The sequence below is a fragment of the uncultured Slackia sp. genome (assembly GCF_944321625.1).
In the GTDB taxonomy this organism is placed as follows: domain Bacteria; phylum Actinomycetota; class Coriobacteriia; order Coriobacteriales; family Eggerthellaceae; genus Slackia.
This window is the reverse complement of the sequence record NZ_CALUMA010000021.1, coordinates 14,713-39,443: the sequence shown is the minus strand read 5'-3', so window position 1 is coordinate 39,443 and position 24,731 is coordinate 14,713. Positions and strand designations below refer to the sequence as shown.

18 protein-coding genes are annotated in these 24,731 nt (G+C 60.7%); 1 reads left to right on the top strand and 17 read right to left on the bottom strand.

What is annotated here, in order from left to right:
- Position 1: 1 nt before the first annotated feature.
- The 5 genes from recJ to Q0J60_RS01785 form a co-directional block, all read right to left on the bottom strand.
- On the bottom strand, positions 2-3,406 hold the full coding sequence (gene recJ / locus Q0J60_RS01805) for a single-stranded-DNA-specific exonuclease RecJ (protein WP_294438488.1): 3,405 nt from the start codon (positions 3,404-3,406) through the stop codon (positions 2-4).
- A 429-nt stretch (positions 3,407-3,835) separates the two neighbouring features.
- Positions 3,836-4,540 (bottom strand): molecular chaperone, encoded by a 705-nt coding sequence (locus Q0J60_RS01800; protein ID WP_294438487.1) that lies wholly within the window; start codon positions 4,538-4,540, stop codon positions 3,836-3,838.
- A gap of 146 nt (positions 4,541-4,686) precedes the next feature.
- Complete coding sequence (gene nrfD, locus Q0J60_RS01795) at positions 4,687-5,901, bottom strand: NrfD/PsrC family molybdoenzyme membrane anchor subunit (protein WP_294438486.1); 1,215 nt, start codon at positions 5,899-5,901, stop codon at positions 4,687-4,689.
- Positions 5,902-5,916: 15 nt separating this feature from the next.
- Positions 5,917-6,534 carry a 4Fe-4S dicluster domain-containing protein gene (locus Q0J60_RS01790; protein ID WP_294438485.1) on the bottom strand — a complete coding sequence of 206 codons (618 nt, stop codon included), beginning with the start codon at positions 6,532-6,534 and terminating at the stop codon, positions 5,917-5,919.
- A gap of 10 nt (positions 6,535-6,544) precedes the next feature.
- The gene (locus Q0J60_RS01785; RefSeq protein ID WP_294438484.1) at positions 6,545-8,971 is read right to left on the bottom strand and encodes a molybdopterin-dependent oxidoreductase; all 2,427 of its coding nucleotides are present in this window, start codon (positions 8,969-8,971) and stop codon (positions 6,545-6,547) included.
- Positions 8,972-9,317: 346 nt separating this feature from the next.
- Between Q0J60_RS01785 and Q0J60_RS01780 the strand changes: the two genes are divergently transcribed.
- Entirely contained in the window at positions 9,318-10,709 is a 1,392-nt protein-coding gene (locus tag Q0J60_RS01780; RefSeq protein ID WP_294438483.1) for an ATP-binding protein, read from the top strand.
- A 9-nt stretch (positions 10,710-10,718) separates the two neighbouring features.
- On the opposite strand, the gene Q0J60_RS01775 is transcribed toward Q0J60_RS01780, so the two are convergent.
- The 12 genes from Q0J60_RS01775 to Q0J60_RS01720 all read right to left on the bottom strand — a co-directional run bounded on the left by Q0J60_RS01775 (position 10,719) and on the right by Q0J60_RS01720 (position 24,698).
- Entirely contained in the window at positions 10,719-11,729 is a 1,011-nt protein-coding gene (locus Q0J60_RS01775) for a slipin family protein (RefSeq protein WP_294438482.1), read from the bottom strand.
- A 1-nt stretch (position 11,730) separates the two neighbouring features.
- Positions 11,731-12,147: a GntR family transcriptional regulator gene (locus tag Q0J60_RS01770; protein ID WP_294438481.1), complete on the bottom strand. Its 417-nt coding sequence runs from the start codon at positions 12,145-12,147 to the stop codon at positions 11,731-11,733.
- 19 nt (positions 12,148-12,166) lie between these two features.
- The gene (gene nrfD / locus Q0J60_RS01765; RefSeq protein ID WP_294438480.1) at positions 12,167-13,237 is read right to left on the bottom strand and encodes an NrfD/PsrC family molybdoenzyme membrane anchor subunit; all 1,071 of its coding nucleotides are present in this window, start codon (positions 13,235-13,237) and stop codon (positions 12,167-12,169) included.
- A gap of 93 nt (positions 13,238-13,330) precedes the next feature.
- Entirely contained in the window at positions 13,331-13,888 is a 558-nt protein-coding gene (gene pth, locus Q0J60_RS01760; protein WP_294438479.1) for an aminoacyl-tRNA hydrolase, read from the bottom strand.
- A gap of 180 nt (positions 13,889-14,068) precedes the next feature.
- On the bottom strand, positions 14,069-15,253 hold the full coding sequence (locus tag Q0J60_RS01755) for an Mbeg1-like protein (RefSeq protein ID WP_294438478.1): 1,185 nt from the start codon (positions 15,251-15,253) through the stop codon (positions 14,069-14,071).
- Between the two features lie 184 nt (positions 15,254-15,437).
- A complete protein-coding gene (locus tag Q0J60_RS01750) occupies positions 15,438-16,394 on the bottom strand; it encodes a ribose-phosphate pyrophosphokinase (RefSeq protein WP_294438477.1) in 957 nt (318 codons plus the stop codon).
- A gap of 227 nt (positions 16,395-16,621) precedes the next feature.
- Positions 16,622-18,037: a bifunctional UDP-N-acetylglucosamine diphosphorylase/glucosamine-1-phosphate N-acetyltransferase GlmU gene (gene glmU / locus Q0J60_RS01745; RefSeq protein ID WP_294438532.1), complete on the bottom strand. Its 1,416-nt coding sequence runs from the start codon at positions 18,035-18,037 to the stop codon at positions 16,622-16,624.
- 239 nt (positions 18,038-18,276) lie between these two features.
- The gene (locus Q0J60_RS01740) at positions 18,277-19,284 is read right to left on the bottom strand and encodes a tRNA (guanosine(46)-N(7))-methyltransferase TrmB (protein WP_294438476.1); all 1,008 of its coding nucleotides are present in this window, start codon (positions 19,282-19,284) and stop codon (positions 18,277-18,279) included.
- A 111-nt stretch (positions 19,285-19,395) separates the two neighbouring features.
- Positions 19,396-21,093, bottom strand: coding sequence for an ABC transporter ATP-binding protein (locus tag Q0J60_RS01735; protein WP_294438475.1), 1,698 nt, complete (start codon positions 21,091-21,093; stop codon positions 19,396-19,398).
- A gap of 10 nt (positions 21,094-21,103) precedes the next feature.
- On the bottom strand, positions 21,104-21,985 hold the full coding sequence (locus tag Q0J60_RS01730) for an ABC transporter permease (RefSeq protein ID WP_294438474.1): 882 nt from the start codon (positions 21,983-21,985) through the stop codon (positions 21,104-21,106).
- On the bottom strand, positions 21,975-23,021 hold the full coding sequence (locus tag Q0J60_RS01725) for an ABC transporter permease (RefSeq protein WP_294438472.1): 1,047 nt from the start codon (positions 23,019-23,021) through the stop codon (positions 21,975-21,977). The genes Q0J60_RS01730 and Q0J60_RS01725 overlap by 11 nt, the downstream gene beginning before the upstream one ends.
- 3 nt (positions 23,022-23,024) lie before the next feature.
- Entirely contained in the window at positions 23,025-24,698 is a 1,674-nt protein-coding gene (locus Q0J60_RS01720; RefSeq protein WP_294438471.1) for an ABC transporter substrate-binding protein, read from the bottom strand.
- Positions 24,699-24,731 lie beyond the last annotated feature (33 nt).

Sequence of the window (24,731 nt, the reverse complement as noted above, 5' to 3'; positions counted from 1 at the left end):
GCTACTCTCCCCCTTGCGGTTCATCCGACAGCATGGGGCGCACGATACGCCCGCGCAGCACGTCGGCAGGGCTGCGCATAACCCATTCCCTGAAGCGGGCGAACTCTTCCATGTCGCCCATCCCCTCGCGATACAGCACGCTGTCGGTCAGCTCGACCTTGCTCGCGCCCATGCACACGTGCACCGCATGCGCGCGCGAGGCGCATCCGCACGGATCGTACGTGCGCACCAGGCCCAGCTCCTCGAACACCGAAATGCCGCAGCTGCATGCCTGAGCATCTATGACGAAACGAGGCCGGCGCGCCATGCAGGCACCCGCCAAGTCTTCATCGGATATTGTAAAGAAAACCTCGCCCTCGTGCACCGAGGCCGCACCCGGACCCGACGGCTGGCCGCCATGCGCCAACGCGCCGGCGGCAACCTGCACCTCAGCCTCGCGCTGCAGGCGCTTGAGCTCGCGATAGATGCACGCCATGGCGTCGTGGTCGGGAGCGCTTCCCTGCAGGATGCCTTCGTTCTGCATGACATCGCGCTTGCCGAAGAGCACATGGATGCACGCGTCCTGGCCGCCTCGCCCGGCGCGCCCGCTGATCTGGTTGAATTCGATCTCGGAGAACGGCATGCCATAGAGCACCACGTGGCGGATGTCGGGGATATCAACCCCCTCGCCGAATGCCGACGTGCACACGAGCACGCGCAGCACGCCCTCGCGGAACAGGCGCTCAACGCGCTCGCGCTCCTCGCGCGAGAGGCCAGCGTTGTAGAAGCCAATCTGCATGGCCACCTGCGGCACCATGGTGCGCAGCGTGCGGGCAACGTCCACCGTGCCCAGGCGCGAATTCACGTACACCACGGTCTTCTCACCCGTGGCGATAATGCCTGCCACGTAGCTGTCTTTGTCGCGCATGCTGCGGCGATCATCGAGCCCCAGGTTGAAGCGCGCGTGGTCGTCGCGCACCACCTCTTCGATGCCCAGCGTCTGGCACACCGATTCCTCGACCTCGGCCGGAGCGGTGGCGGTCACGGCGAGCACCGTGGGGTTGCCGAGTTTGGACACCACGATGCCCAGGTTCAGATAGGCGGTACGGCGGCCGGCGCCCGATTGGAGCACATGATGGGCCTCGTCAACCACGAAGAAGCCCACGCGATGGCACGCGGCGATATCGTCCGCATGGAACGCTAGGTATTCGGGCGTGGTCAGCACCACATCCACACTGCCGTCGGCAAGACCGGCGTATACGCGGCGGCGCTCAGACAGGGGCGTCTCGCCCGAAAGCGCGGCCACGGCAAGCCCCAGGCTCTCGAAGGCCGAGGCGAGATGGAATCGCTGGTCAGCAAGGAGCGCGCGCAGCGGGTACACGAACACCGATGCTTTGCCCTGCGTGAGCGCGACACGTGCGGCATGCACCTGGAAGATGAGCGATTTGCCGCGCCCCGTGCCCATGACCGCGAGCGTGTTCTTGCCCTGCGCAAGCGCGTCGAGCGCGCGGCGCTGGGAGTCGTGGAGCGAGGCATCGCCGATGAACGCCGCAATCAGGCGGCGCGTAAATTCCTGGGGGTCCTCGCGGAAGAGCGTCTGCCAGCGCGCGCGGCAGTCGGCCTGGCCGCAGCCGCACGGGTCGTCGCCCGCCTCCTCAAGGTCGCGGTCGATGTCGTAAAGCTCGCTCACGAAGTCGATCTCTTCATCGGGCAGGCAGGCACGTAGCGCGGGGCAGGTGCTCGCCGGCTCGATGGCATCGAGCATGCACTTGACGGAACGGCGGCCGCGCCACTCGTCCACCTGGGCCTGGAACGCCGCATCCACTACGCAGCCGCAGGTCATGAGCGAGCTGATGCCGTCGCAGTGGAACATGATGCCGTCCACCGAGGTCACGCCATCGGTAAGCGAGCACGAGAGATGGTTCTTGTTCGCGCCCACCGCGCGGCAATTGGCCAGGCGAACGTTGTGCGCCAGGTAGCGCGGCGTGGGATTTTCCTGACCGAACGGAGCCAGGCGGTCGAGGCTCTCCACGGCGGGAAGCGTGAGCTCGGACAGGTCGATCACCGCGTCCACCTCGATAAGCGGGTGGAAGCTGTCTTCGGGGAGCGTGTCCATATAGGCGCACAGGCGCTCAGTGAATTCGGGGAGCTTGCCCACGGGAAGCGTCACGCCCACAGCGGCCTCGTGTCCACCGAAGCGCGTGAGGATGTCGGAGGTGGACTCCACGGCCTTGAACAGGTTCACGCTGCCCACGCTGCGACCGCTTCCACGCGCCTCGTCGCCGTCGATGGTGAAGAGCAACGCCGGAACGCCATAGGTGTTCACCAGGCGCGATGCGACGATGCCCTTGACGCCTTCGTGCCAGCCCTCACCCGCGACCACCAGCGCGCGCTCGCCGGAATATGACGCGGCGGCCTTCGCCTTGGCGGCCTCGGCGAGCTCAGCCTCGATGGCACGGCGCTCGCTGTTCACGCAGTCGAGCTCGGCGGCCTTTTGCTGGGCCTCTTCGAAATCGTCGGTCATCAGAAGATCGAGCGCCAAATCGGCGTTGCCCATGCGGCCCGCCGCATTGAGGCGCGGAATAAGCGAGAAGCTGAGATTCGTGGAAGAGAGGGGCTTGCCCGCCACATTGCACACGCCCACAAGGGCGGCGATGCAGGGGCGCGGGGTAGCATTCATGCGGGCGATGCCGTCGGCGACCAGAGCGCGGTTCTCGCCCGTCAGCGGCATGAGGTCGGCCACCGTTCCCAGCGTGGCAAAGTCAGTGTATTCGCGCCACAGATGCGGATGGCCCATGCGACCTCCCAACACCTGCACCATCTTAAGAGCCACGCCCACGCCGGCGAGAATGGAGCTTTCGCACGAGGGGTCGCATTTGGGATCTGCCACGGGCACGCCCTCGGGCACCATGGTGCCGGGCTCATGGTGGTCGGTCACCACCAGGTCGATGCCCGCATCCGTCACAAGAAGCGCTTCCTCTTTACACGAGATGCCGCAGTCAACCGTGACGATGAGGCTGGGTTCGTAGGCGCACGCGCGCTCGATTGCGGCGGGCGTCAGGCCATAACCTTCATCGAAACGCTTGGGGATGAACGGCACGGCGTCGCAACCCAGCTCGCGCAATCCGCGCGTGAGCACCGTGGTGGCCGAAATGCCGTCCAGGTCGAAGTCGCCGAACACCAGAACGCGCTCGCCGTCGCGAATCGCGCGCTCGATGCGATCGGCCGCCTCTTTCATCTGCGGAATCTCGTAGGGGTTGCGCCAGTCGCGCTCGATATCGGGCGAAAGGAACATGCGCGCCTCTTCGACGCTGCCCACGCCGTGTGCGACCATGGTTCGCGCAACGAAATGCGCGAGGCCGAATTCCTGTTGAATAAGCGAAACAAGCGCCGGGTCAGCCGGCGCGATCCTGAATTGCGCTGCCATAATGACGTGCCTGCCTTACATCGTGTCTTTCGCAGGCTATTTTCGCACACTTGGCGCAGGTTATGCACGAGGCGGGCCGTATTGTGCAAACAGGGTGAACCTGGGACGATGCATGATACGGCACCATCGCCCGCACCGCCGTAAAAACTGGACGCTGGAACAGCGAACTCAGCCAATTCACCGCCCTTCCCCACCTAAAAATTGCTCGTGCTGCAGTTTTTGACGCATATGGAAAATATACGCCTCACCCACCAAGGCTATGAACTGGGAAAACGCAGAAATGCAATCGAGGCTACTTTGCACACCCCGGATAAACTGCAGCATGAAGAGTCTCTCTCAGACTCATAGGGCAAAAAACAAAAAGATGGCGGCGAATCGCCGGCCATCTTTACATGAATTAACTCAGTTATTGCGCAACGCCTAGAGCAGCTATCGGGCAATCGCCTTGGTGTGGAACCGCAAGATCGCGGCGGCAAGCGCCGTCAGATTGGCGAAATAGCCCTCGGGAAACGTCTCGACGATGCGGGCATGGAATGTATCGATCCAGCTCAGGGGATGCGTCTCGATGAACGTGAACACAGAAGCATCGCTTTCGGAAGCACATGCTAAGTCTTCCGCGCCATCCGCGGGCTTGTCCGATGCCGAAGCGGCATCACGGCCACCCGCCTCCTGCATCGCGCGGCGACGGCATAGTTCGGAAAGGTACAAAAGCTCGATGCCCATATGGTCTTCGTACTGGTGGTTTTCGTTCTTCACCTCAAGACCGGCATTCTTGAGCAATGCCTTCATCTGGAAGGTCGCCTCGCCAAAACCCACATTAGTATCTGAACGATACATAGTTTCCCATGGAGCTGCTGAAGGCGAAGGCGGGCCGATGAACAGCTTGGTGTATTCGACGGAGGCATCCTGAACGACATTCGCACCCTCTTCGGCACGTGCAACAGCACCTTCGGCATAGCCAAGGCATCCAGCAGCCGCGTCAGACACGCCAGCATCGCCGAAATCGGGGAACGCCCGCCAAAACTCAGGGTCAAGCCCCACCGCAGACGTCTGGCTCATAGGAGCGAGCAGCGAGTTGCCCAGAAACGCATACGCCTCGGAAAGCGTTTGCCAAGGCATGGACTCTTTCGTCATGAAAGCACCTCCGTCGTGTACTAGCAAAATAAAGGGCCGCACGTTGGGGAGGGAGGTACGTGCGGCCCCAAGGAAGAGGCCGTTTGAGGCGCCGCGCTTTAAGGGATTGCCCCGTGGCGGTGCCCGCAGCGGCTATTCCGCGCGATTTAGGCGGCAGCACCCTCGGCGGCAGCATTCGCGCCATCCGCCTCGGCCGTCTTGGCGGCGGGCAGAAGCTTCTGGCACAACACCAGGAACGCCAGAGCGCCAAGCGAAATCACGCCGATCACGATGACGATCTCGACCCACGTAGGAGCATAGGTGCCCACAACGGCCCAAACGTCCATGCCGGTCGCATGCGCCGAAGCGCTGGAGCCACTGATGATACCCGGAGCGCCATACACGTTGGGCATGAAGAAGGAAGTGAACAGCAGCCAGATGCGCTTGCAGAACACGCCGATCACGATGCACACGCTCGCGAACATCACGAGCCCCATGTTCTCGCGGTTGCGAGCGAACACAAGGATGCAGAACGGAATCAGAAGACCCAGCAGGATCTCTGCCCAGAAGAACGGCGCGGTAACGCCGGACGCCATGATGGCGAGCGTCTCAGCTCCGGCAGCGCCGGGATAGACCATGGTCAGAATCTCGCAGCCAACCAGGAAGGCGTCGATTGCCACGCAGGTGGCAAGCAGGCCGGCAAGGCTGGACATGAGCTTCTTCTCGGTCTTGAACCAGCCGGACTTGTTGAGGCCGCCCAAGACCAGCATCAGCAGAGCGAGACCGGAATCCATGGCGGAGACGACGAACAGCGGAGCCATGATGGCGGAATACCAGCCCTCGCGAGAAAGCTGCAGGCCGAAAATCCATGTGGTCACGCTGTGAACCAGAATTGCCACAGGCAGAGCGAAACGGCTCACGATGGCAACCTTGCGGTCAGCGTCGTCCTTGTTGGAGGTCATGAACACCAGGTAGATGATGTTGATGACCAGATAGAGGCAGATCACGCAGATATCCCAGCACAGAGGCGAGGTGGGATTGAATCCGGTGATGATGCGCCACACACGCTGGATACCGCCCAGGTCAACCAGGACGAAAATACCAGCAACGCAGATGCATGCCGTGGACAGAATGACGGCGGGAAGCGCCACCTTCTTATACTCGGCCACGTGGAACACGCTCGCCGAAGAGGCCACAATCAGGCCGCCAGCGGAAAGGCCCACGAAGAACATGAAGCATCCGATGTAGAGGCCCCACGACGTGCCGTTGTTCATACCGGTCACGCCCAAGCCGCCCATCAACTGATAGATCCAGGCGGCGATGCCGGCGACGGTCAGAATGCCCAGCACGGCGTACGCGATTTTCGTCTTGCCAGAAGTCATGGTTGCACCCCCTCCTTATTCGAAGTAATGGACTTGCGGCTTGGTGCCCTGCTCCTCGAGCAGGACATAGGCATGGCGCTCAGCGATGAGCTTGGAAATCTCAGAATTGGGATCGTCCAGGTCGCCATAGGTGCGGGCCTTGGTGGGGCAGCACCTCACGCACATGGGCTCTTCGCCGCGATCGGTGCGCTCCTTGCACAGCGTGCACTTCTCGGCAACGCCCTTGGGGCGTACAGGAACTTCCTTGTCGCCGAAGTTGAAATCGGGCTTGCGAACCGGCTCGTTCCAGTTGAACACACGTGCGTTGTACGGGCACGCCGCCATGCACATGCGGCAACCGATGCACTTGTCGTAATCGATTTCGACGCGGCCCTTGTCGTCCTTATACGTAGCGCCCGTGGGGCATACGCGCTGGCACGCGGGGTTTTCGCAGTGCTGGCAGGCGATGGGCAGATACGAACGGCTCAGGTTGGGATACGTTCCGAGCGCACCGTCTTCGACATCGCAGCCCTCGGTGATGACCCTATTCCAACGCATGCCTTCAGGCACGTTGTTCTGCATCTTGCAGGCGAAAGCGCACGTCTGGCAACCGATGCAGCGCGTCTTATTGATAGCAATAGCTAGTCTCGTCATGACGCTTCACCTACGCTTTCTCAATCTGGACGAGAACATCGTTGTACGGAATCTGCGGACCGAAATACATGTCGTACTGACGATCTTCGCGATGAGAGTTCGTCACGTTCTGCAGGAAGCCCTCGTCGTAGTAGCGGGTGTACGTGGTCTCAGCCATGAAGAGCACGCCGGGCTGCAGGCTGCGGTTCACATGGACGCCGCACTTGAACTCGCCACGGTCGTTGAACACGCGCACGGTGTCGCCGGTCTGGATGCCGCGAGCCTCAGCGTCCTCGGGGCTGATGTTGACATACGGACCGAAGTTCTCCTGGAACCACTCGCATGCGGTGTAGTACGCATGGATGCGGTAGCGGCTCTTACCCTGCATGAAGTACAGCGGATACTGTTCCTTGATCGGGTTGGAGGCGTACGCTTCGTTCGCATCGGTGTACACCGGGAACTGATGACCCCAGTCAGTCAGATACTCGTAGTAGAGCTCCACCTTGCCGGAAGGCGTCGGCAGATTGTCGGCGGTACCGTCAGGGCGATAATCGGGACCGGTCTCAGGAAGCGCCATGCAGCCACCCTGCTGAAGGAGAGCGTCGTAGGTGATGCCCGCCATGCGGGGATCGAGCTCCTCAACTCCGTCGAGCATGAAGCGCGCCAGCTCCTCGTAGGTTTCGGGCAACGTGTCCTCGAGACCCCACTGAGCAGCAAGCAGGCGTTCGATCTGCAGGTCGGTCTTGGACTCAAACAGCGGCTTAATCAGGTTGTTTGCAAGCATGACATGACCGTAACTCGCACGAAGCGACTTCACGTTCTCCTCGGACTCGAACTTAGAGCATGCAGGCAGCACGATGTCGGCGTAGTCCACAGCAGAGGAGTGATAAATGTCGATGATGGCGAAGAAGTCGAGCGACTTCACCCAGTTCAGCATGTCATTCGCAGCAGCGGCCTCAAGCGTGAAGGCGTCGCCGAACGTAAGGGCAACATGAATCGGGTTCTCGTTGTACGGCATGTCGTACATGGCGGTGCCGCAGCTCGTGTAGCCGTAACCTTCGGGAAGCGTCCAGTAGTTCACCGTTGCGGCCGGATCGTCAACGCCTACGCCACCGAAGAAGCCCATGCCGGAGCCCTTGCGTCCATAGTTGCCGGTGATGGCGACCAGGATGGACGTGGAATGACCGAGCACGTCGGCGTTGGTGTACTTGTCGGGACCACCCAGGCCAAAGTCGATGATGGCGGGACCGTTGTTGGCATAGCGGTCGGCAAGAGCGATGATGGTCTCCTTGGCGATGCCGCAGGTCTCGGCAGCCCAGTCGACGGAATACTCAGAGATCCACTCCTTCAGGAGCGTCCATTCGGTGGTGTATTCCTTGCCGTTAATCGTCCACGTACCTTCGAGAGCAGGCTGGACGCCTTCCTCGTTGTACAGGCGTGCCTTGCCCTCGGCCTCATCCCACACATAGGGAGCGCCCACGGTCAGCATGCCCACGACCGTCGGGTTGGGGCACATGACGTCTTCGCTGCGATAGGTCTTGCCGGTCTCGCGATCGACCAGATACGGCAGCGACGTCTTGCTCTTGATGAACTCCTCGTCATACCAGCCCTCGTCGACGATAGCGCGAATCATGCCCTGGATCAGTGCAGCGTCGGTGCCGGGCAGCACGGGCAGCCATTCATTGGACTTGGATGCGGTGCCGGTGAAGCGCGGGTCGACGGTCACGATGTAGACGCCTGCCTCCTTAGCATCCATCAGAGCACGAGACCACACGATGCCGCTCTCGAGCGGGTTGTGGCCGAGCTCGATGATGGTGGACGCATCCGAGAACTCATGGATAGAACGATTCGGGCAGTAGCTGAATGCGCCGAACGCCGCAGCGGTGCCGTTCGGCTGGCCGCGGTCCAGGCCCCAGTTTCCGCCAGAATCGGCCTTCATCAGCTGACCAAAGAAGTCGAAGTCGATGCTCGCCTCGGTGGACTTACGGATGAATACCGAGCCCTCGCCATACTGCTCCTGAGCAGATTTGATGGCGTCGGCGATCGTTTGAATTGCCTCATCCCAGCTGATAGCCTCGAACTTGCCTTCGCCGCGCTCGCCCACGCGCTTGAGCGGAGTCTGGATGCGGTCGGCGGCATAGATGTGATCGACTTCGCCGATGCCGCGCAGACAGATGGTCTGATGGCTTTCCTCGGCGAGATCGCTGGGCTCAATGATGGAGACGCGCTCATCGCGGATGGTGCACTTCAGATTGCATCCCGTGAGGCAGTGGAATTGATGGCACAGATGCGCCACGCGCTCCTCGCCGTCGGCGTGCGCCTCGGCGGGTGCTAGCCAATTATCGGCGGTGGTCATGCTTGCAGCGCCGGCAAGGCCCAATGCGCCCGCCGCTACGCCTGCGGTTTTGAGAAAGTTCCTGCGCGTCATCCCGGCATGCGGGCTTGTAGCTCCTGACATTTCTCCCCCTTCGAAGATAGTCAGGATACCCCTCTAAATTGGTTCCCCCTGCGGCCCGTCGGCCGTATTGCTCGCGCTGCGTTTTACAGGTTTTGCCCTGGTCGCATCATGCGGGCATGGTTAGCTCAACTCTCGGGTATCCCCCAATACTCCTTCAGAATTGGCCAAATTCTTCTAGCTCGCACTATACGAACCTATCCTAGGATAATCAATACCTATCCTAGGATTATTTGTCCTAGGATTATTCTATTTTGTGATAAACCGCACTTTAGTGATTCTTATAGCTATCTATAATATATGCCACTATAATATAGCAAGACATAAGATTAACTCATAGGAGAGACCCATGTTCGTCGGACGCGAGAAAGAGCTCGCAGAGCTCAATAGGCTTTACGAAACAGACACCTTTGAAATGCCGGTCATCTATGGCCGCAGGCGCGTTGGGAAAACCCGACTCATTTCTGAATTCATCCGAGGCAAGCGAGCGATTTATGTTCAGGCCCGACGCACAAACGCGCAAGCAAATCTTCGCATGCTGAGCGATGCTATATTCGCGTTTTCCGAGGGGCCGTCAGGCGGCGCATTCGAAAGCTTTGATGATGCGTTCGACGCCCTTGCCCAGCTTTCTCAAGCACAGCGATTGGTGTTCGTCATCGACGAATACCCCTACCTTGCGCAATCATCCCCCGAGATTTCATCCCTTCTGCAAGAGAAAATCGACCACGTTTATAAGCAGAGCACCAAACTGAAACTCGTCCTATGCGGCTCATCCCTCTCCTTTATGGAGGAGCAAGTGCTTGGTTACGAAAGCCCGCTCTATGGACGACGTACTGCACAGTTCAAAATCAACCCCCTCGATTTTTTCACGGCCAAACATTGTTGGCCGCAGGCGAGCGAAACCGACGCAGCGGTGTACTACGGCATCACAGGCGGCATACCGGCCTATGCAGAAAAGATAGACTCCTCGTTAAGCCTCAAGCAGAATATCGAGCGCCTCTACCTCACACCCAGCGGATACCTTTTTGAGGAGCCGGGCAATCTTTTGTTGCAAGAATGCCGAAACCCTGCCCAATACGACAGCATCATCACAGCCGTGGCATCAGGGAAAACGCGACTGAACGAAATTGCAACTACGGCAAAAATCACCGAAAGCAATACGAGCACATACCTTGCTAAGCTTTCTTCGTTGGGCATCATTCGCAGAGAGCTCCCCTTTGGAGAGTCCAGCAATAAACGCGCCATCTATTGCGTCGACGATTCCATGTTTCGATTTTGGTATAAGTTCGTTCCCCAATCCATGGGGCTCATCCAAAACGAGATGGGCGATCTGGCCATGAAGCGAATTGAGCCTCACATTCCCGAATTCATGGGAGCCGTGTTCGAAAAAATCTGCTCGCAGTACATCTATCGCCTAGCACGCCTGGGCAAGGTGCCCGTCATGCCCATTCGCATGGGCAGATGGTGGGGCAGCGACCCGCGGACAAAAAGCCAGGAAGAAATAGACATCGTGTTCGATGATTCCGACGGAAACGCCTGCTTCGCTGAATGCAAATGGCGCAACGAGCAGGTGGGCAGCGATATTCTAGATACCCTTGTTTTCCGAAGCGAGCTGTTCCGTTACTCCAAAAGGCATTACATGGTTTTCAGCAAAAGCGGATTCACCGATGCATGCCATACCAAAGCTCAGGCGATGGACAATGTGACGCTGATATCGTTCAAGGATATGGTGAGGGAATAGGCGGCGTCCCTACTTCCCCGTCGCTAAATCTCGCAGAGCCTTTGCGGCAGCATCCTTGCCACCATCGCCCAGCACATCGCCAAAGCCCTCGCTGAAGCTCGAAGGCACCACCACGGTGCCGCCCGTCTCACGCACGCTCTCGTAGAGTAGATGCATCGCGCGCAGACGCATGGCCCCATCGTTGTTGCCGTACACCTCGCCCATCTCGTCATATGCCTGACAGATGTCCTGCTCCGCTTCGGTCAGGATGATGCGCGCTTTCTTGCGCTGCTCTGCCTGAGCCTCAAGCGACATCACATCCTGAAGCTCCTTGGGCACCAAGATATCGCGCACCTCCACCGAGAGAATGCTGATGCCCCACTGATCCGCCTTTTCTTCGAGAACGCGCTTGAGCTCGCGATCCAGCTGTTCGCGACGAATAGCAACCTCGGCGGCACCCGCGCGACCGATGGCATCGCGCAGCGCGGTCTGCGCCGCAAGCTCGACGGCATGCGTGAAATTACCCACTTCCAGGCACGCCGCTTTAGCATCCCACACCATCCAGAACAGCACGGCGTTCACATTGAGCGGAACCAAGTCGGCCGTGAGCGTTTCCTCAGCTCCGAACGTGGTCACGCGCATGCGGCCGTCCACACGCATCGTATTCTGCTCGATAAAGGGAATCGTCCAGAAGAGCCCCGGCCCGCTCACACGGTTGAATTTGCCGAAGCGCAGCACGATGACCTTCTCCCACTGCTGCGCGATATGAATCGCCATCGTGGCAAGCATCGCGATGATGGCGCTGACCAGTACCGCCACCAGACCAATCTCGCCCTGCACGGCCGCGAAAACGGCAGCTACCGCCGCGAATGTCACCACGAACACCATGGCGGAAAAGAGCCATACGCCCGCATTCGACGCGCGTTCGCCCTCCGCAAGCGTGGTGATTGCGTCGGGACGCACGGCAAAACGCTCCCGCGCCGACATCGAAGCCGCATCGGGGCGCACGCCCCAGTTTCCGCCCTCTCGTTTGCCCCTCATGCTACATCCGCCTTTCCTGCGCGGTTTCTTCTTCCTTCTTGAGCTTTTTGACCCTGCGGTTCACCCGCTGCTGAATGTCATCGAGCGAAAGACCTAGATCGCGACAGCCGGAAATGAAGTCGTCCAGCATTCGGTCGACCTCTTGCGTGCATTCGTTTCCCAACTCGGCGTCCAAGCTTCGCACGAATACGCCTTTGCCGCGAATGGACTCCAGGTAGCCATCGTTCGACAAGCTCAAATACGCCTTGTTCACGGTGTTGAAGTTAAGAGATATGTCTGACGCCAGTGCACGAACCGTAGGCAACTGATCGCCCGGTTTGAAGTACCCCGAGCTAATCAGGTACGCGATGCGCTGAGCAAGCTGCACCCATGGAGGCACATTGCTCGTCGTATCTACTTCAAAGGGAAACTCGGCCATTTAGTCACATCCGTCTTTCTCATCCAAGGAACATCATCGCAGACACCGCCACGGGGTGCAGGCCCGCCATGATGACGCAGTATCTCATTGCGAAACCGCCCAGCAAAACACAACATGCAATCACGCATGCAATTGCGGGCCTCTTGCGGGAGTCGTTCAAACTGATGCATTCGAGAATAAGCGGAATCACTAGGCCCGTCGCCACGAAGCACAGCCAGAACACCCATGCGTTTGCCCCGCACAATAGCTCGCCCGCCGAAGCGATTGCCGCCGCATCGGTGGGGTTATTCGCAAACCCCAGACCATTTGCGGCGTTCAGCGGCGAGACACCATGGAGCGAGGCCGCCACCAGTAGGATTGTCGCCAGCGCCTCAAGCGCAATGACCAGAATATCGGCGGTGAGAAGCCTGCGCATGACTGACTCGAAAGCCGAAAGCGCACCCGCCGCATAGGACGAGAGCAGCACCAACGCAACCCCGCACGAGACAGAGGAAAGCACGAAGAGAATGGGCAGCCAAGGCGTAGCCCACAGAGGCACCGCCGCAATCCCCTGCAGCAAAAGCCCCGTGTAGAGAATCACGCCCAGGCCCACGACGCACGACAGCGCCTGCACGATGCGCACGAGGGCAAAACGTGCGCCGTTTGCGGAGCCCCACATGAGAAGCGTGACGCACGTAAGCGATAGAGCGGCCACGAGAAGCCATGTGCCCATCGTAATGAAAGTCGGCGTAGGGCTGAGGAAAAGGAGCGCTACCCTATCCGAGCGTGCAAGATCGGCCACGAGACAGAACGCCCCAAGCGCAAGCGCGATAAGCGAAGCGGTGTGCCCGGAAACGAATAACCGACGATACATACCGACTGGTGCAAACCGCCACACGACAGGCTGGCAGCAGACGGAAGCGTTCGCGCGCAAACGCGCAGAGCCATCCGAAAAGGCGGCAGCATTGGCAAGTGCAGCGCCGCCTCGCGACGAGCAGGCAGCAGCAATCGCATCGCGTGGCGAAAGAAGCCCCAGAACGGACAGCACCATGCAGGCACCCCCACCGGCACCACCCAAGAACAGGTAGCACACGACCAGATTGCTCAGCATGCCTCCCGCCTTTCGCCGTTCCCGCCTTTAATAATCCTAGGACATTGTACGGCACCGTAAAGCAAATCGCCGGCATCTTTGCCGGCGATTTCGTTAGTTGAACTTCTGCTGCGTTTTCTCCAGACCGTTCTCCAGGAAAAACGGCGCCGCTTCGGCGGCAAGCTGCGTGCCCTGGACAAAATCGTCCCACGCCTCTTTCTTGGGCACGGAAAGCACCCAATCCACCACCGGCATGCGTCCCGGCGGACGACCGATGCCCACACGCACGCGTGTCCAATCCTTGGTCTGTAGCTTATCGGCGATCGATTTGAGACCGTTGTGCCCCGCAAGGCCGCCGCCAAACTTCACGCGAATCGTCCCGGGGTCGATATCGAGCTCGTCGTGAACCACCACGATGTCGGCCGGCGTAAGCTTATACGTCGAGCACAGCTGCTTGACCGGCCCGCCCGACGTGTTCATATAGCTCTGCGGCTTTGCCAGCAGCACCTCTTCGCCAGCGATTTTCACCTTCGCGGTCAGCGCGCCGCATTCGGTTTTCCAATAATTCGCGCGATACTCCTCGGCAATCAGGTCCACGGTGTCGAAACCGGCATTGTGCCTCGTATGCGCGTATTCATCGCCCGGATTGCCCAGGCCCACGATCATCTTCATCCAAATGCTCTTTCTTGCTCTATGAATTCGCCACGCCCCAAAGGCGTCACGGCATTGCGCTCATGTCTTCACGCGATTGTACGAAAAAACAAACAAAGCGGCAGTCATCGGGAAAGAAAACAGAACACACCCACCGTCCGATGAACCTGCGCCTGGTGCGCGATAGCCGAAACCGCCGTGCTATTCCTCCGTCTTAGGCCCCAAAACCTCGGATACGCCGCGGCGGAATATTTGGCTCAAGTCGCCGCCCACGTTCTTAAACACCACTTCAGACAGAGTGGCAGCCGCCCCGGTGAGCACGCCACGCGTCTTGCCACTCGCGTTGCGCGCCGCATCCATCAGGCCACCCACCATTTTGGCCCCGCCGCTGAACAGCTCGGAGAGGTTGGTGGTTCCCGACGCCTCGAACATCTCGAACAGGGCATCCACGATCACGCGCAGCTCCTCGTCGCTGTAACGCGAAAGCCACTCGTCAAACACGCGGTCCATGAACAGCGCACCGTCGGAAAGGCGTTCGTCGTACACGAAATCGCGCCCGTCCACCTGCCACGAAAAGGGATCGTGCTGCATGATGCCCTTGGCGGTGCTATGAACCACGCGATAATTCGCACGCGTTTCCATGAGCATGCCCACTACAGAATCCTGGGGCACGGTTTTATGCAAGAGCCCAACCGTACGCTTGACCTGGTCATCAGAAAACGTATCGCGCCTGAATCCCGGTCCGTCATGGCAATAAATCTTCTCGATGCGCGAGAACACCTTTTCCGACACGTTGGCGGCGGCATAAATCGCGAGGTTTCCGCCTTTGGAATGCCCGCCCACGATGAGCGAGCCCGGCACGTACGGGGCGATATCCTCCAGGTATTGCGCCGCGTACTCCTGCGCAGGAACCGACTGCATGTATGCCATGTCGAAATCCTCGCGCCAGCCCGCAAACGACGTATCGGTCCCGCGGAAACCTACATACGTGAATTGGTCCTTATAGGTGAACGCGTACGCGGCAAACTGCACCGGATCGTCATCGTCGAACACGCTTGCATAACGGGTGATGAGCATGTCGCGGAACCGCGGGCTGGCAGCAAGCGCCAACGCGAGTTCTTTGACCTTGGACGGGACCAAGCCCGTGAACATGTCGTCGTAGAATTCGGCACGAAGCGCGTCGCGGAACTGAGCGTGCTTCGCGGGAATGAAACGCTCCGAAAGACGACCGATAACCCCGGGGCGAACCCCCGTTTCGCTGGGCTCTAGCACCCCTTCCATCCGCACCATGCAAAACTCGGACAGAATGAGCGAGTCTACGGGATTGAACGGGACCTCTTCGAAGGTCGCAAACTCATGTTCGAGATAGTCGATAATGGTGGCCATGCGTCCTGCCTTTCCAGAAACGCATTTACTTTCGCACTAATCGCAACGCCGCGACGTCTCATGCCCACCGAATCCACGAACCCGCCACGCTTCTAGCAAAATCCGCCTCTGCGATTGAGAGGCTGGCAAAAAATGGGCGCCGCTGCTAACGACGCCCACACATATCAGATATGTTCGGATGCTCTTACGCGAACAGAGAAGCGACGGAGCCGTTCTCGTAAACGTTCTTGATGGTCTTGGCGAACAGCGGCGCCACAGACAGCACCTTGATCTTGCCAGTCTGGCGCTCCAGCGGCACGGGCACCGCGTTGGTCACCACGACCTCCTCGATGCAGGAATTCTCGATGCGCTCATACGCAGGGCCGCTGAACAGGCCATGCGTGGCGCATGCGTACACCTGCTTGGCGCCGCGAGCCTTGAGCGTAGCGGCGGCGGCAACCAGCGATCCGCCCGTATCGATCATGTCATCGTTGAGGATGCAGATCTTGTCGGTCACGTCGCCAATTAGCGCGGTAATCTCGGCCTGGTTATGCTTCGGACGATCCTTGTGCATGATGGCAATGTCGCAATCAAGCAGCATCTGGAACTTCTTGGCAGCCTTGGCGCGTCCCACGTCGGGGGAAACTACGCACACCTCTTCGAAGTTCAAGCCCTTGTTCTTGAAGTAATCCACGAAGATGGGCATGGCGGTCATGTGGTTGACCGGCATGTCGAAGAAGCCCTGGATGGCGTCCTGGTGCAGGTCGATGGTCACGATGTTGTCAACGCCGGAAGCGGTAATCAGATCGGCGACCAGCTTAGCCGTGATGGGCTCGCGCGGAGCTGCCTTGCGCTCCTGGCGGGCATAGCCGTAATGGGTGACCACGGCGGAAATGCTGCGGGCGGAGGCGCGTTTGGCGGCATCGGCCATGATGAGCAGTTCCATCAGCGCATCGTTGATGTGCGGGCCCGCGACGGACTGAATCAGGAACACGTCGGCGCCGCGCACGCTTTCCTGATAGCGAGCGTAGATTTCGCCGTTGGCGAACGTCTCGAGCTTGACGTTGCCCAAAGACATGCCAAGTTCCTTGGCAATCTGCTCGGCAAGCTCGGGGTTCACCGAACCGCTGAACAGCATCAGATTCTTCTCCATCTGGGTCATGTTCTACTCCTGCCCTGTCGCTTGGCACATCGTCGCACTGCTGCGCCATCCGTCTGCATACACAACTTTATTATTATCGCGCAATTTCCGTTAAAAACCGCAGCGAAATAGCAGCTGTCGCAAGAAAAGGCAGAAGGACGAAAAACGCCCGCGGCCAAAGAAACGGCTGCGGGCGTTTGCATGCAATCTTGATCGCTTGAGCGCACGGCGAGATTCCTGGTGCGCGACTACTGTGCTTTCTGCTCTTTGGCAGCCTTGAGCTTGGCCATATGCTTGGCAGCCCAGCCGGGAATCTCCTTCTGCTCGCTGCGTTCGAGCGCCAGAGCGTCGGGCGCCACATCGTGCGTGATGCAGGACGCCGCGCCGATGATGGCACCTTCGCCGATGGTCACCGGAGCTACCATCATGGTGTCGCTGCCCACGAACACGTTGTCGCCGATGACGGTCTTGTTCTTGTTCACGCCGTCGTAGTTGCAGGTGATCGAGCCGGCGCCGATATTCACGCCCGCGCCCATCTGGGTGTCGCCGATGTAGGAAAGATGCGGCACCTTGCTGCCTGCGCCGATGGTGGATTTCTTGATTTCCACGTGCGTGCCGGCCTTCGCGCCCTCGCACAGATGCGCGCCCGTGCGCAGATACGCGCGCGGACCGCTGGTGGCCTCGTCGTCGATCTGGGCGCCCTCGGCCACCGTCTCGTCCACGCGGCAGCCGCGGCCTACCACCGTGTCGGTCAGGCGCGTGTTGGGGCCGATCACGCTGTCACGTCCCACCGAGGTCTTGCCCAGAAGCATCACGTTAGGCAGAAGCTCGACGTCGTTTTCCAGCACGACGTCAGGACCGATCCACACCGTGGTCGGATCCCACATGGTGACGCCCGCCGCCATGTGGCGCTCATTGATGCGGCGCTGCATGGCACGCGTCGCCTGGGCCAGCTGGATGCGCGAATTCACGCCCATGGCCTCCTCGGCGTCGTCGGTCATAAGCGCCAGCACCTCGCGGCCGTCGTTGCGGCAAATTTCCAGCACGTCGGTGAGGTAGTACTCGCCCTGCGCGTTGTCGTTGGACACGCGGGTCAGCGCGTCGAACAGCGCCGGCGCGTCGAAGGCATAGAAGCCTGCGTTGCACTCGGTGATGGTGGCCTCTTCGGGCGAGGCGTCCTTCTGCTCCACGATGCGCGCCACCGCGTCGCCTTCGCCTTCGCGCACGATGCGGCCGTAGCCGAACGGATCGTCCATATGCATAGTGAGCACCACCACGGCGGCGTTCGTCTGCTCGCGCTTAGCCACCAGCGCGCGGATGGTTTCGGGAGTGATGAGCGGGCAGTCGCCGGAAAGCACCACGAGCGTGCCGGGGGCAATCGTGCCGTCCTCGCCGGTCATGGCCTCACGGGCGGCGTTCACAGCGTCGCCCGTGCCCAGCTGCTGGGTCTGCATGACGATGGTGGTATCGCCCTCCACCAGCGGAGACACCTTGTCGGCCATGTGGCCGAGCACGCTGATGACCTCGGACATGCCGGCATCGTGCGCAGCATCCACTACCCAGCGCACCAGCGGCTTGCCCAGAACCTCGTGGGCAACTTTGGGCTTTTCGGACTTCATGCGGGTGCCGGCACCCGCAGCAAGAATCAGGGCTTTCGCGTCCATGGCCTGGACCTCCGTCGCCTCATTCATCGTATTCGCTTCCACCAAGAACCTTCTTTCTCGATGCGTTCATGTGCGCAAAAGTATAGCAGCCTCGTGAACGACCGACGCAAACAGCGCCGCGACACCACGCAAGCAGCGCAGAAACGCACCCACCCGTGCATGCCTCGCCATCGCCCGAAGCGGTGATTGCCAGTCGCGGGACGTATAGCGCAGTCGCAAGCCGGCGTCAGCGGCAAAATCTACACCACCGGCGGGGTCCATTCGGAAAGCCCCTTTGCGCGGCGGTTGGCGCGGCGGCCGCGCATGTTGGCCACGCATCCCTGCATGCCGTGGGGGACATAATCTATATCCTCGATGCTTTCGGGCAGATAGCTCACCAGGCTCAAGGGCGCCGTCTGCTCCACATGCTCGGGCGCCGGCCCCGGCACCGCCTCGAACCCGCATACCGTGGCACCTTGGGCGGTCAGCTTGGACTCGTAGGCGCTCATCGGCTCATCGGGGAACATCGCGCGCACGTCATCGGTGTTCCACCGCAGGTCATAGCCCGCAAGTTCAAGCTGCGTAAGCGAGAAATCGCGAAACGGCATGCTGTCAGTGCGAAGCCTGATCGACGCTTCGGGCGCCAAAATCTCACGATATGCCATTAAGCGATCAAGGTACGTCAGTCGCAGATGTGCCTTTTTCTTCTTGTGAAACGGCGTGGGAAAGTTCATGAGAATGCCGTCCAACTCGCCGGGCGCGAATAGCTCACGCAAATCGGGGTCGTCGGCGTATACGAACACCACGTTGGACACGCCTTCCTCAACCGCAAGCTCGGCGGCGCGCATCACGCAGATTTCTTCCACGTCAAGACCGACGAACAACGTGGCCGGGTGCAGCTTGGCCACCGCCACCGTGTATTCGCCCTTGCCACAACCCAGATCGAGAACGACGCGCTCGTGTCGCGATTCGGAAGAAAACGCCCTTACGTGCTCAGCGGCGGCAGATGGCGTATCGCCCACCAAAGGGCCGAACGACCCGACGGCATCGTCCTGTGCCGAAGAAGCACGCATCCGCCTACCCGGAGCGCCACGCCTGGCGTCCGCCCATGCAGCGACGCCTTCCGCGCCCGATACGGATTCCGCAGGCGACCACGCATGCCAGTGGCCCCTGCTGGCTTCCGGATAAAACTCCACCGCCTGCGCGCATCCGGCAAGATGCTCCTCCAGCGAAAAGTCCTTGGGCAAACGGGAACGCGGCGTGCGCACGGTTATTCCTCCTAGCAAGCAAAACGACAATCGGACGCGACAGGGCGGCGAGCAACCGCAAGGAACGTCCAAAGTCTGCAAGTATATCAAGCATGCCAGCGCATCGCTCGCCTAATCCAGTTTCACCACACGCGTCGCCACGCGTTCCACGAGCGACGGCGAATGGCTCACCAGCACAAGTCCTATGCCATGCCGCTGCGTATAGTCCACGAGATAACGCCATATTTCCGCCTGCGCCACCGCGTCGAACATCGCCGTGGTCTCGTCGCAAATCAGGTATCGCGGATTGGCGGCCAGCGCGCGGGCGATGCAGAAACGCTGCAGCTCACCGCCGGAAAGCTCATGCGGATGGCGGCGCATCCACGCCTCGCGGATGCCCAGCCCCTGCACGATTTCATCGCTCACAAAGCCCGCCTCCTCCATAATCGCTCGCATGCGCATGCGCGGGTCGACCATGGTTTCCGGATGCTGACCGATAAGCTGGACAGGAAGCGCCCCTCGGTTGGGAAGCGGCTCGCCGTCAACCGTTACGCTGCCCCCAGCGGGCACAAGATACCCAGCAAGGATGCGACACAGTGTGGTTTTGCCGAATCCGCTCGGCGCGGTGAGCGCCACACGTTCCCCCGGCTCGACGCGAAGCTCAAGACCGTTGAACAACTGCCGTCCGCCCGGATAGGCGAACGAGATGTCACACGCTTCCAGGCATTGATCCGGTTCGTTTCTCGACCCTTGGCGGTCAGGGCGCAGAGCATCTTTGTCGTTTACGCGGTCCTTCTCGCCCGTACGCCCCCGCACATCGAAACGCCTCTCCGGCTTTGCCGAGCCCGAATTCGCTTCGCTTCCAAACACCGCATGCCAAAGCTCCCGCGAAAACGGGTGTCGCAGCGTCTCGGGCGACTCGAACGCAGCCACCGACGTCTCCTCCACCACCGTGCCGTCCTTGAACACGGCGATGCGGTCGGACACGCGCAAGGCGAGCTCGATATCGTGCGTGATAAGCAGCACGCCGCCGCCCTCATTGGCGAACGCCCGCAGGTCATCCAACGCTTTTACCGCCAGGTCGAGGTCAAGGCCAGGCGTCGGCTCATCCGCCACTATCAGGCGCGGCTCATCGATGAGGGCGCTGCACAGAAGCACACGCCGCGCCATGCCGCCTGAAAGCTCGAAGGGATACATCTCTTCCACTTCGGGCGCAAGGCCGTAGCGCTCGAACAGCTCGCGCTGTTTCCGCTCGCGCCTTTTCGCATCGGCGGCGTCACGCGCCACGCCCCGCACCTGCTTGCCCACCTTCATGAGCGGGTCGAGATGCGACACGCTCTGCGGCACAAGCGAGATGCCGCGCCCACGCAGGCGCGCCAAACTATCCGCACCGCAGTGTTCTCCATCGAACCACACGGTGCCTCGCGCCTCGGCATTGGGCTCGAACAGGGCGAATATCGCATCGGCAAGAAGCGTCTTGCCCGACCCGGAGGCACCCACAACCGCCATCACCTCGCCCGCATGCACCGACACGCTCAGGTCTTTAATGGCAGGCACAAGACGTTTTTTGGCGCGGAAGAAACGCGGCTCGTCGGGGTCGTACATCGAAAAACCCATGCTCAGGTTTTCCACCTGCAGCAAATGGTGCCCGCCAGCATGATGCGAAGCGGACGCATGGCTGTGATGATGGTGGAATTCCGCCGAAGCGTGGATCAAGCGCTCGTGATTGAGCGCGGCCTCGCGGCAATCGTGCTCGGCCGGCTTCGCCCCTTGCACCGTCAGCTCCCCCATGGCCGGACGGGAGGAAATATCGTCATGCTTCTCCTGCATATCCCCTCCTCTATTCCTGCGACCTATGCGGATCGATGAGCGCCCGAAGGCTCGAACCCGCGATGTCGAACACCAGCACCACCGCGATAAGCGCCAGCCCCGGAAACACCGCGAGCCACCACATGCCGGCCGAAAGATATGTCATCGACTCGCTGAGAATCACGCCGATAGCGGGCTGCTCGGGCGGCAAGCCGAACCCCAAAAACGTGATGGACGCCTCATGCAAAATCGCATGCGGAAACATGAGGATGAGCCCTACCAGGTACTGGGGAAATACGAACGGAATCATATGACGCACGGCGATGCTCACGCGGCTTTTGCCCAGCGCGCGCGCCGCCTGGATATAGGGCGCCTGGCGGCACTGCAGAATCTCGGCACGCACCACGCGGGCAAGGCTTGGCCAGTGCGTTATGGCGATGCCCACGGCCACGCCCCAAAATCCCTTGCCCAGCGCATAGGAAATAAGCACCAGCAGTACGATATGGGGAATGCCCAGCATGAGATCGATCATCCAATTGACCACGGCATCGACCTTGGGACCGCCCAACGCGGCCGCCGCACCCAGCACCACGGCAATGACCGACGAAACAACGGCGGCGGCAACGCCCAAAAGCACGCTTGTGGAAAGGCCGGCCAGCGTGCGCGCCAGCATGTCGCGCCCCATCCAATCGGTGCCGAACGGATGCGCCAAGCAGGGTGCGAGGTTCTTCGCCTCGAAATCCACCGCCGACGCGACGGGAGTCAGCGCGATGCCCGCGATCACGACGGCGACCAGCGCCAGCGCCGCCCCGATACAAGCCGCAAGAGCGACCAGGCGGTTAGAGCCCGATGACCGAGGAAGATGCAGCACGGCGCCCTGGGTGGCATACCCCTCCTGCCAGCTAGCCAACATGGGCGGCCTCCTTCGCATCGGAGGCATTCCCATGGCTACCGCGCCCGTCGGAAGCATCCTTGCGGAACGCGACGCGCATACGCGGGTCCACCGCGCCGTAGAGCAGATTGGCGATCAGGTTGCCGCCGAACACCAACGCAGCAGAAACCACCGCGATGCCCGCCAAAAGCGCCGCGTCGCCGCCGAGTCCCGCCGTGATGGCGGCCTGCCCCAGCCCCGGATATGAGAAGACCTGCTCCACCAGCACCGATCCGCCGAAAATCTCAGACAAGGATGCGAATTGGAGCGTTATCGCCGGCAGCAGCAGGTTGCGCAGCCCATGACGTCGCACGATAACGCCAAGCTTTTCGCCGCGCGCGCGGGCGAACCGAACATAGTCGGACTCTAAAACGTCTACCAGTTTCTCGCGCGTATGGAGTGCGATGTTCGCCACACCTGAAAGCGAGAGCACAAGGGCGGGCAGCACGATGTGGTAGGCCGCATCCGCAAGCGTCACCTCGGACGCAGCCACGCCAACCGGGGCCGAAAATCCCAAAGGGAACCATCCCAGCCATACCGAGAACACCATAAGCGCCACCAAGCCCAGCCAAAACGTGGGCGTCGAAGCGAGTAGGTAGCAATATCCTTTTACCAGTTTGTCGGGCCAGCGGCCACGAAACGCGCCCGCCACGATGCCCAGGGCAAGTCCCAGCACGCCGCTCGCAACCCACGCGATTGCCATGAGCGCAAGTGAGTTGAGAGCGCGGGTGGCTATGACATCGGCCACCCGCGCATTGAAGCGCAGCGATTCACCCATGTCACCCTGAACGAACGCACTCAGCCAATTCAAGTAGCGTTCCCAAAACGGCGCATCCGCCCCCCAATAGGCGGCAAGCTGCGCCTGCTTCTCGTCGGACATGCCGATGACGGCGGCCTGCCCCACGTTCGCCTGCACGGGATCGACAGGCGACGCGCTCACCAGGGCGAACACCACCAAGCTGACCGCCAGCATCAGCAGCACGAACCGAACGATCTGTCTGAGAACGAACTTGGGCACGAATTAGCTCCAGCTCCACTTGTCCACGTTATTTGCCAAGCTCCAGCCATGTCCGTGCGGATGCGGCTTCTGCTCTGCCACCTTGAGCCCATCGCGAACGAAATACAGATGATCTACGTTCACGAACCACACCCACGAGGCATCGCCCTGCGGCGCAAACCCCGCCTCTCCATCCCACTGGGCCTTCTTCCAGTAATCGTACGAGTCCTCTACGCGCGGCTGCGCGAGCGCCTCGTCAAAATAGTAATCCACCGATGCGTTGTCCAAGCAGGCGTAATTGCCCGAACCCTCGGAATAGTTGAGGTTGTACACCTCGATGGGAGAATTACTGCCCCATCCCCACACAATGGGGTCGCTGAACTGATGCTGGTAAAGCACGTCCCAGCTGTCGCCGATCACGTTTGCCTTGATGCCCAACTCAGCCATCTGGCTGGCAAACTCGTTGGCGATAGCCTGGCGCACCGAATCGCCGGCAGCGTAATACAGGTCGAATTCCGCACGCACGTCGCCCTTGACCAGTACGCCGTCATCGCCCATGGCCCAGCCCGCATCCGAGAGCAACGCCTGCGCCGCCGCCACGTCTCGTTCGCACTTCATATCGTCGCTCGACCACGGCATTCCGTCGCTTACGCTGTAGGCGACGCGCCCATAGCCGTTGAGCACATGGTCGGCTACCGCCTGGCGATCAACCGCGTAATTGATGGCGCGGCGCAGCGCCAGATCGCAGGTGACGGCGTTGCCCGTAGGATATTCGGCACCCTGGTGCTCCACCGTGCCACCCGGCTCGACCACCGGAAGCGAGATACCGCGCGAGTCGACCGAAGCGCAATCCATCAGGGAATAGCCTTGGGGCACACCGTTCGCGAGCGTCGCAGAGGTATAGGAAACGTCCGCCGTGCCCGCCTGCGCCGCAGCAAGCGATGCATCCTCTTCGACGAACAGCACCACCACGCGCTCCATGAGAGGTGCCTCGCCGTAATAATCGGGATTGGCGCGCAGAATCACCTGCTGGCCGCGGTCCCACTGCTCGAGCATGTAACGGCCCGAACCGATGGGGTTGGCGCCGTAATTCTCGTCATAGGCATGAGCAGGCACGATGCCCACCACGGCGAGCGTATACAGCAGGGCATTGAAAGGCTTGGCCATCTTGATGACCACCGTGGTGTCGTCTACCGCCACGGCCTCGTTCACCATGGTGAGGTCAGCCTGGGAAGCAGCGGAATCCTTGATGCCGTTGATGGTGAAAGCCACGTCCTCGGCGGTCAGGGGCTCGCCATCGGTGAATTTCACGTCGTCGCGAATGGTGAAGGTCCCCTCCATGCCGTCCTCGGAGCCTTTGTAGGACGTGGCCAGATCGTTCACGAATGCGAGGTTCGTGTCGGTGGTGATGAGCGTGGACTGAATGAGCGGCTCGTGCACATGCTCGCCACAGCCCCAGGAAATGAGGGGGTCGAATCCGGCCGCCGGCTCAGAGCTCGTCGTCATGGTGATAATCACCTGGGATTCGCCGTTGGGACCCGTGCCCGCCGATGCGCCCGTCGAACCCGACGCGCCGCTCGACCCTTGCGAGCCGCCCGAACATGCCGAAAGCATGCCGCCCAACGAAAGCGCCGCTGCACCCGTTGCTGCCACCTTCGCGAACCCGCGGCGGCTGATGCTTCTTGAAGAATGGTTCATGATCCCTCCCGTTCCGCAAATCAAACGAACGCG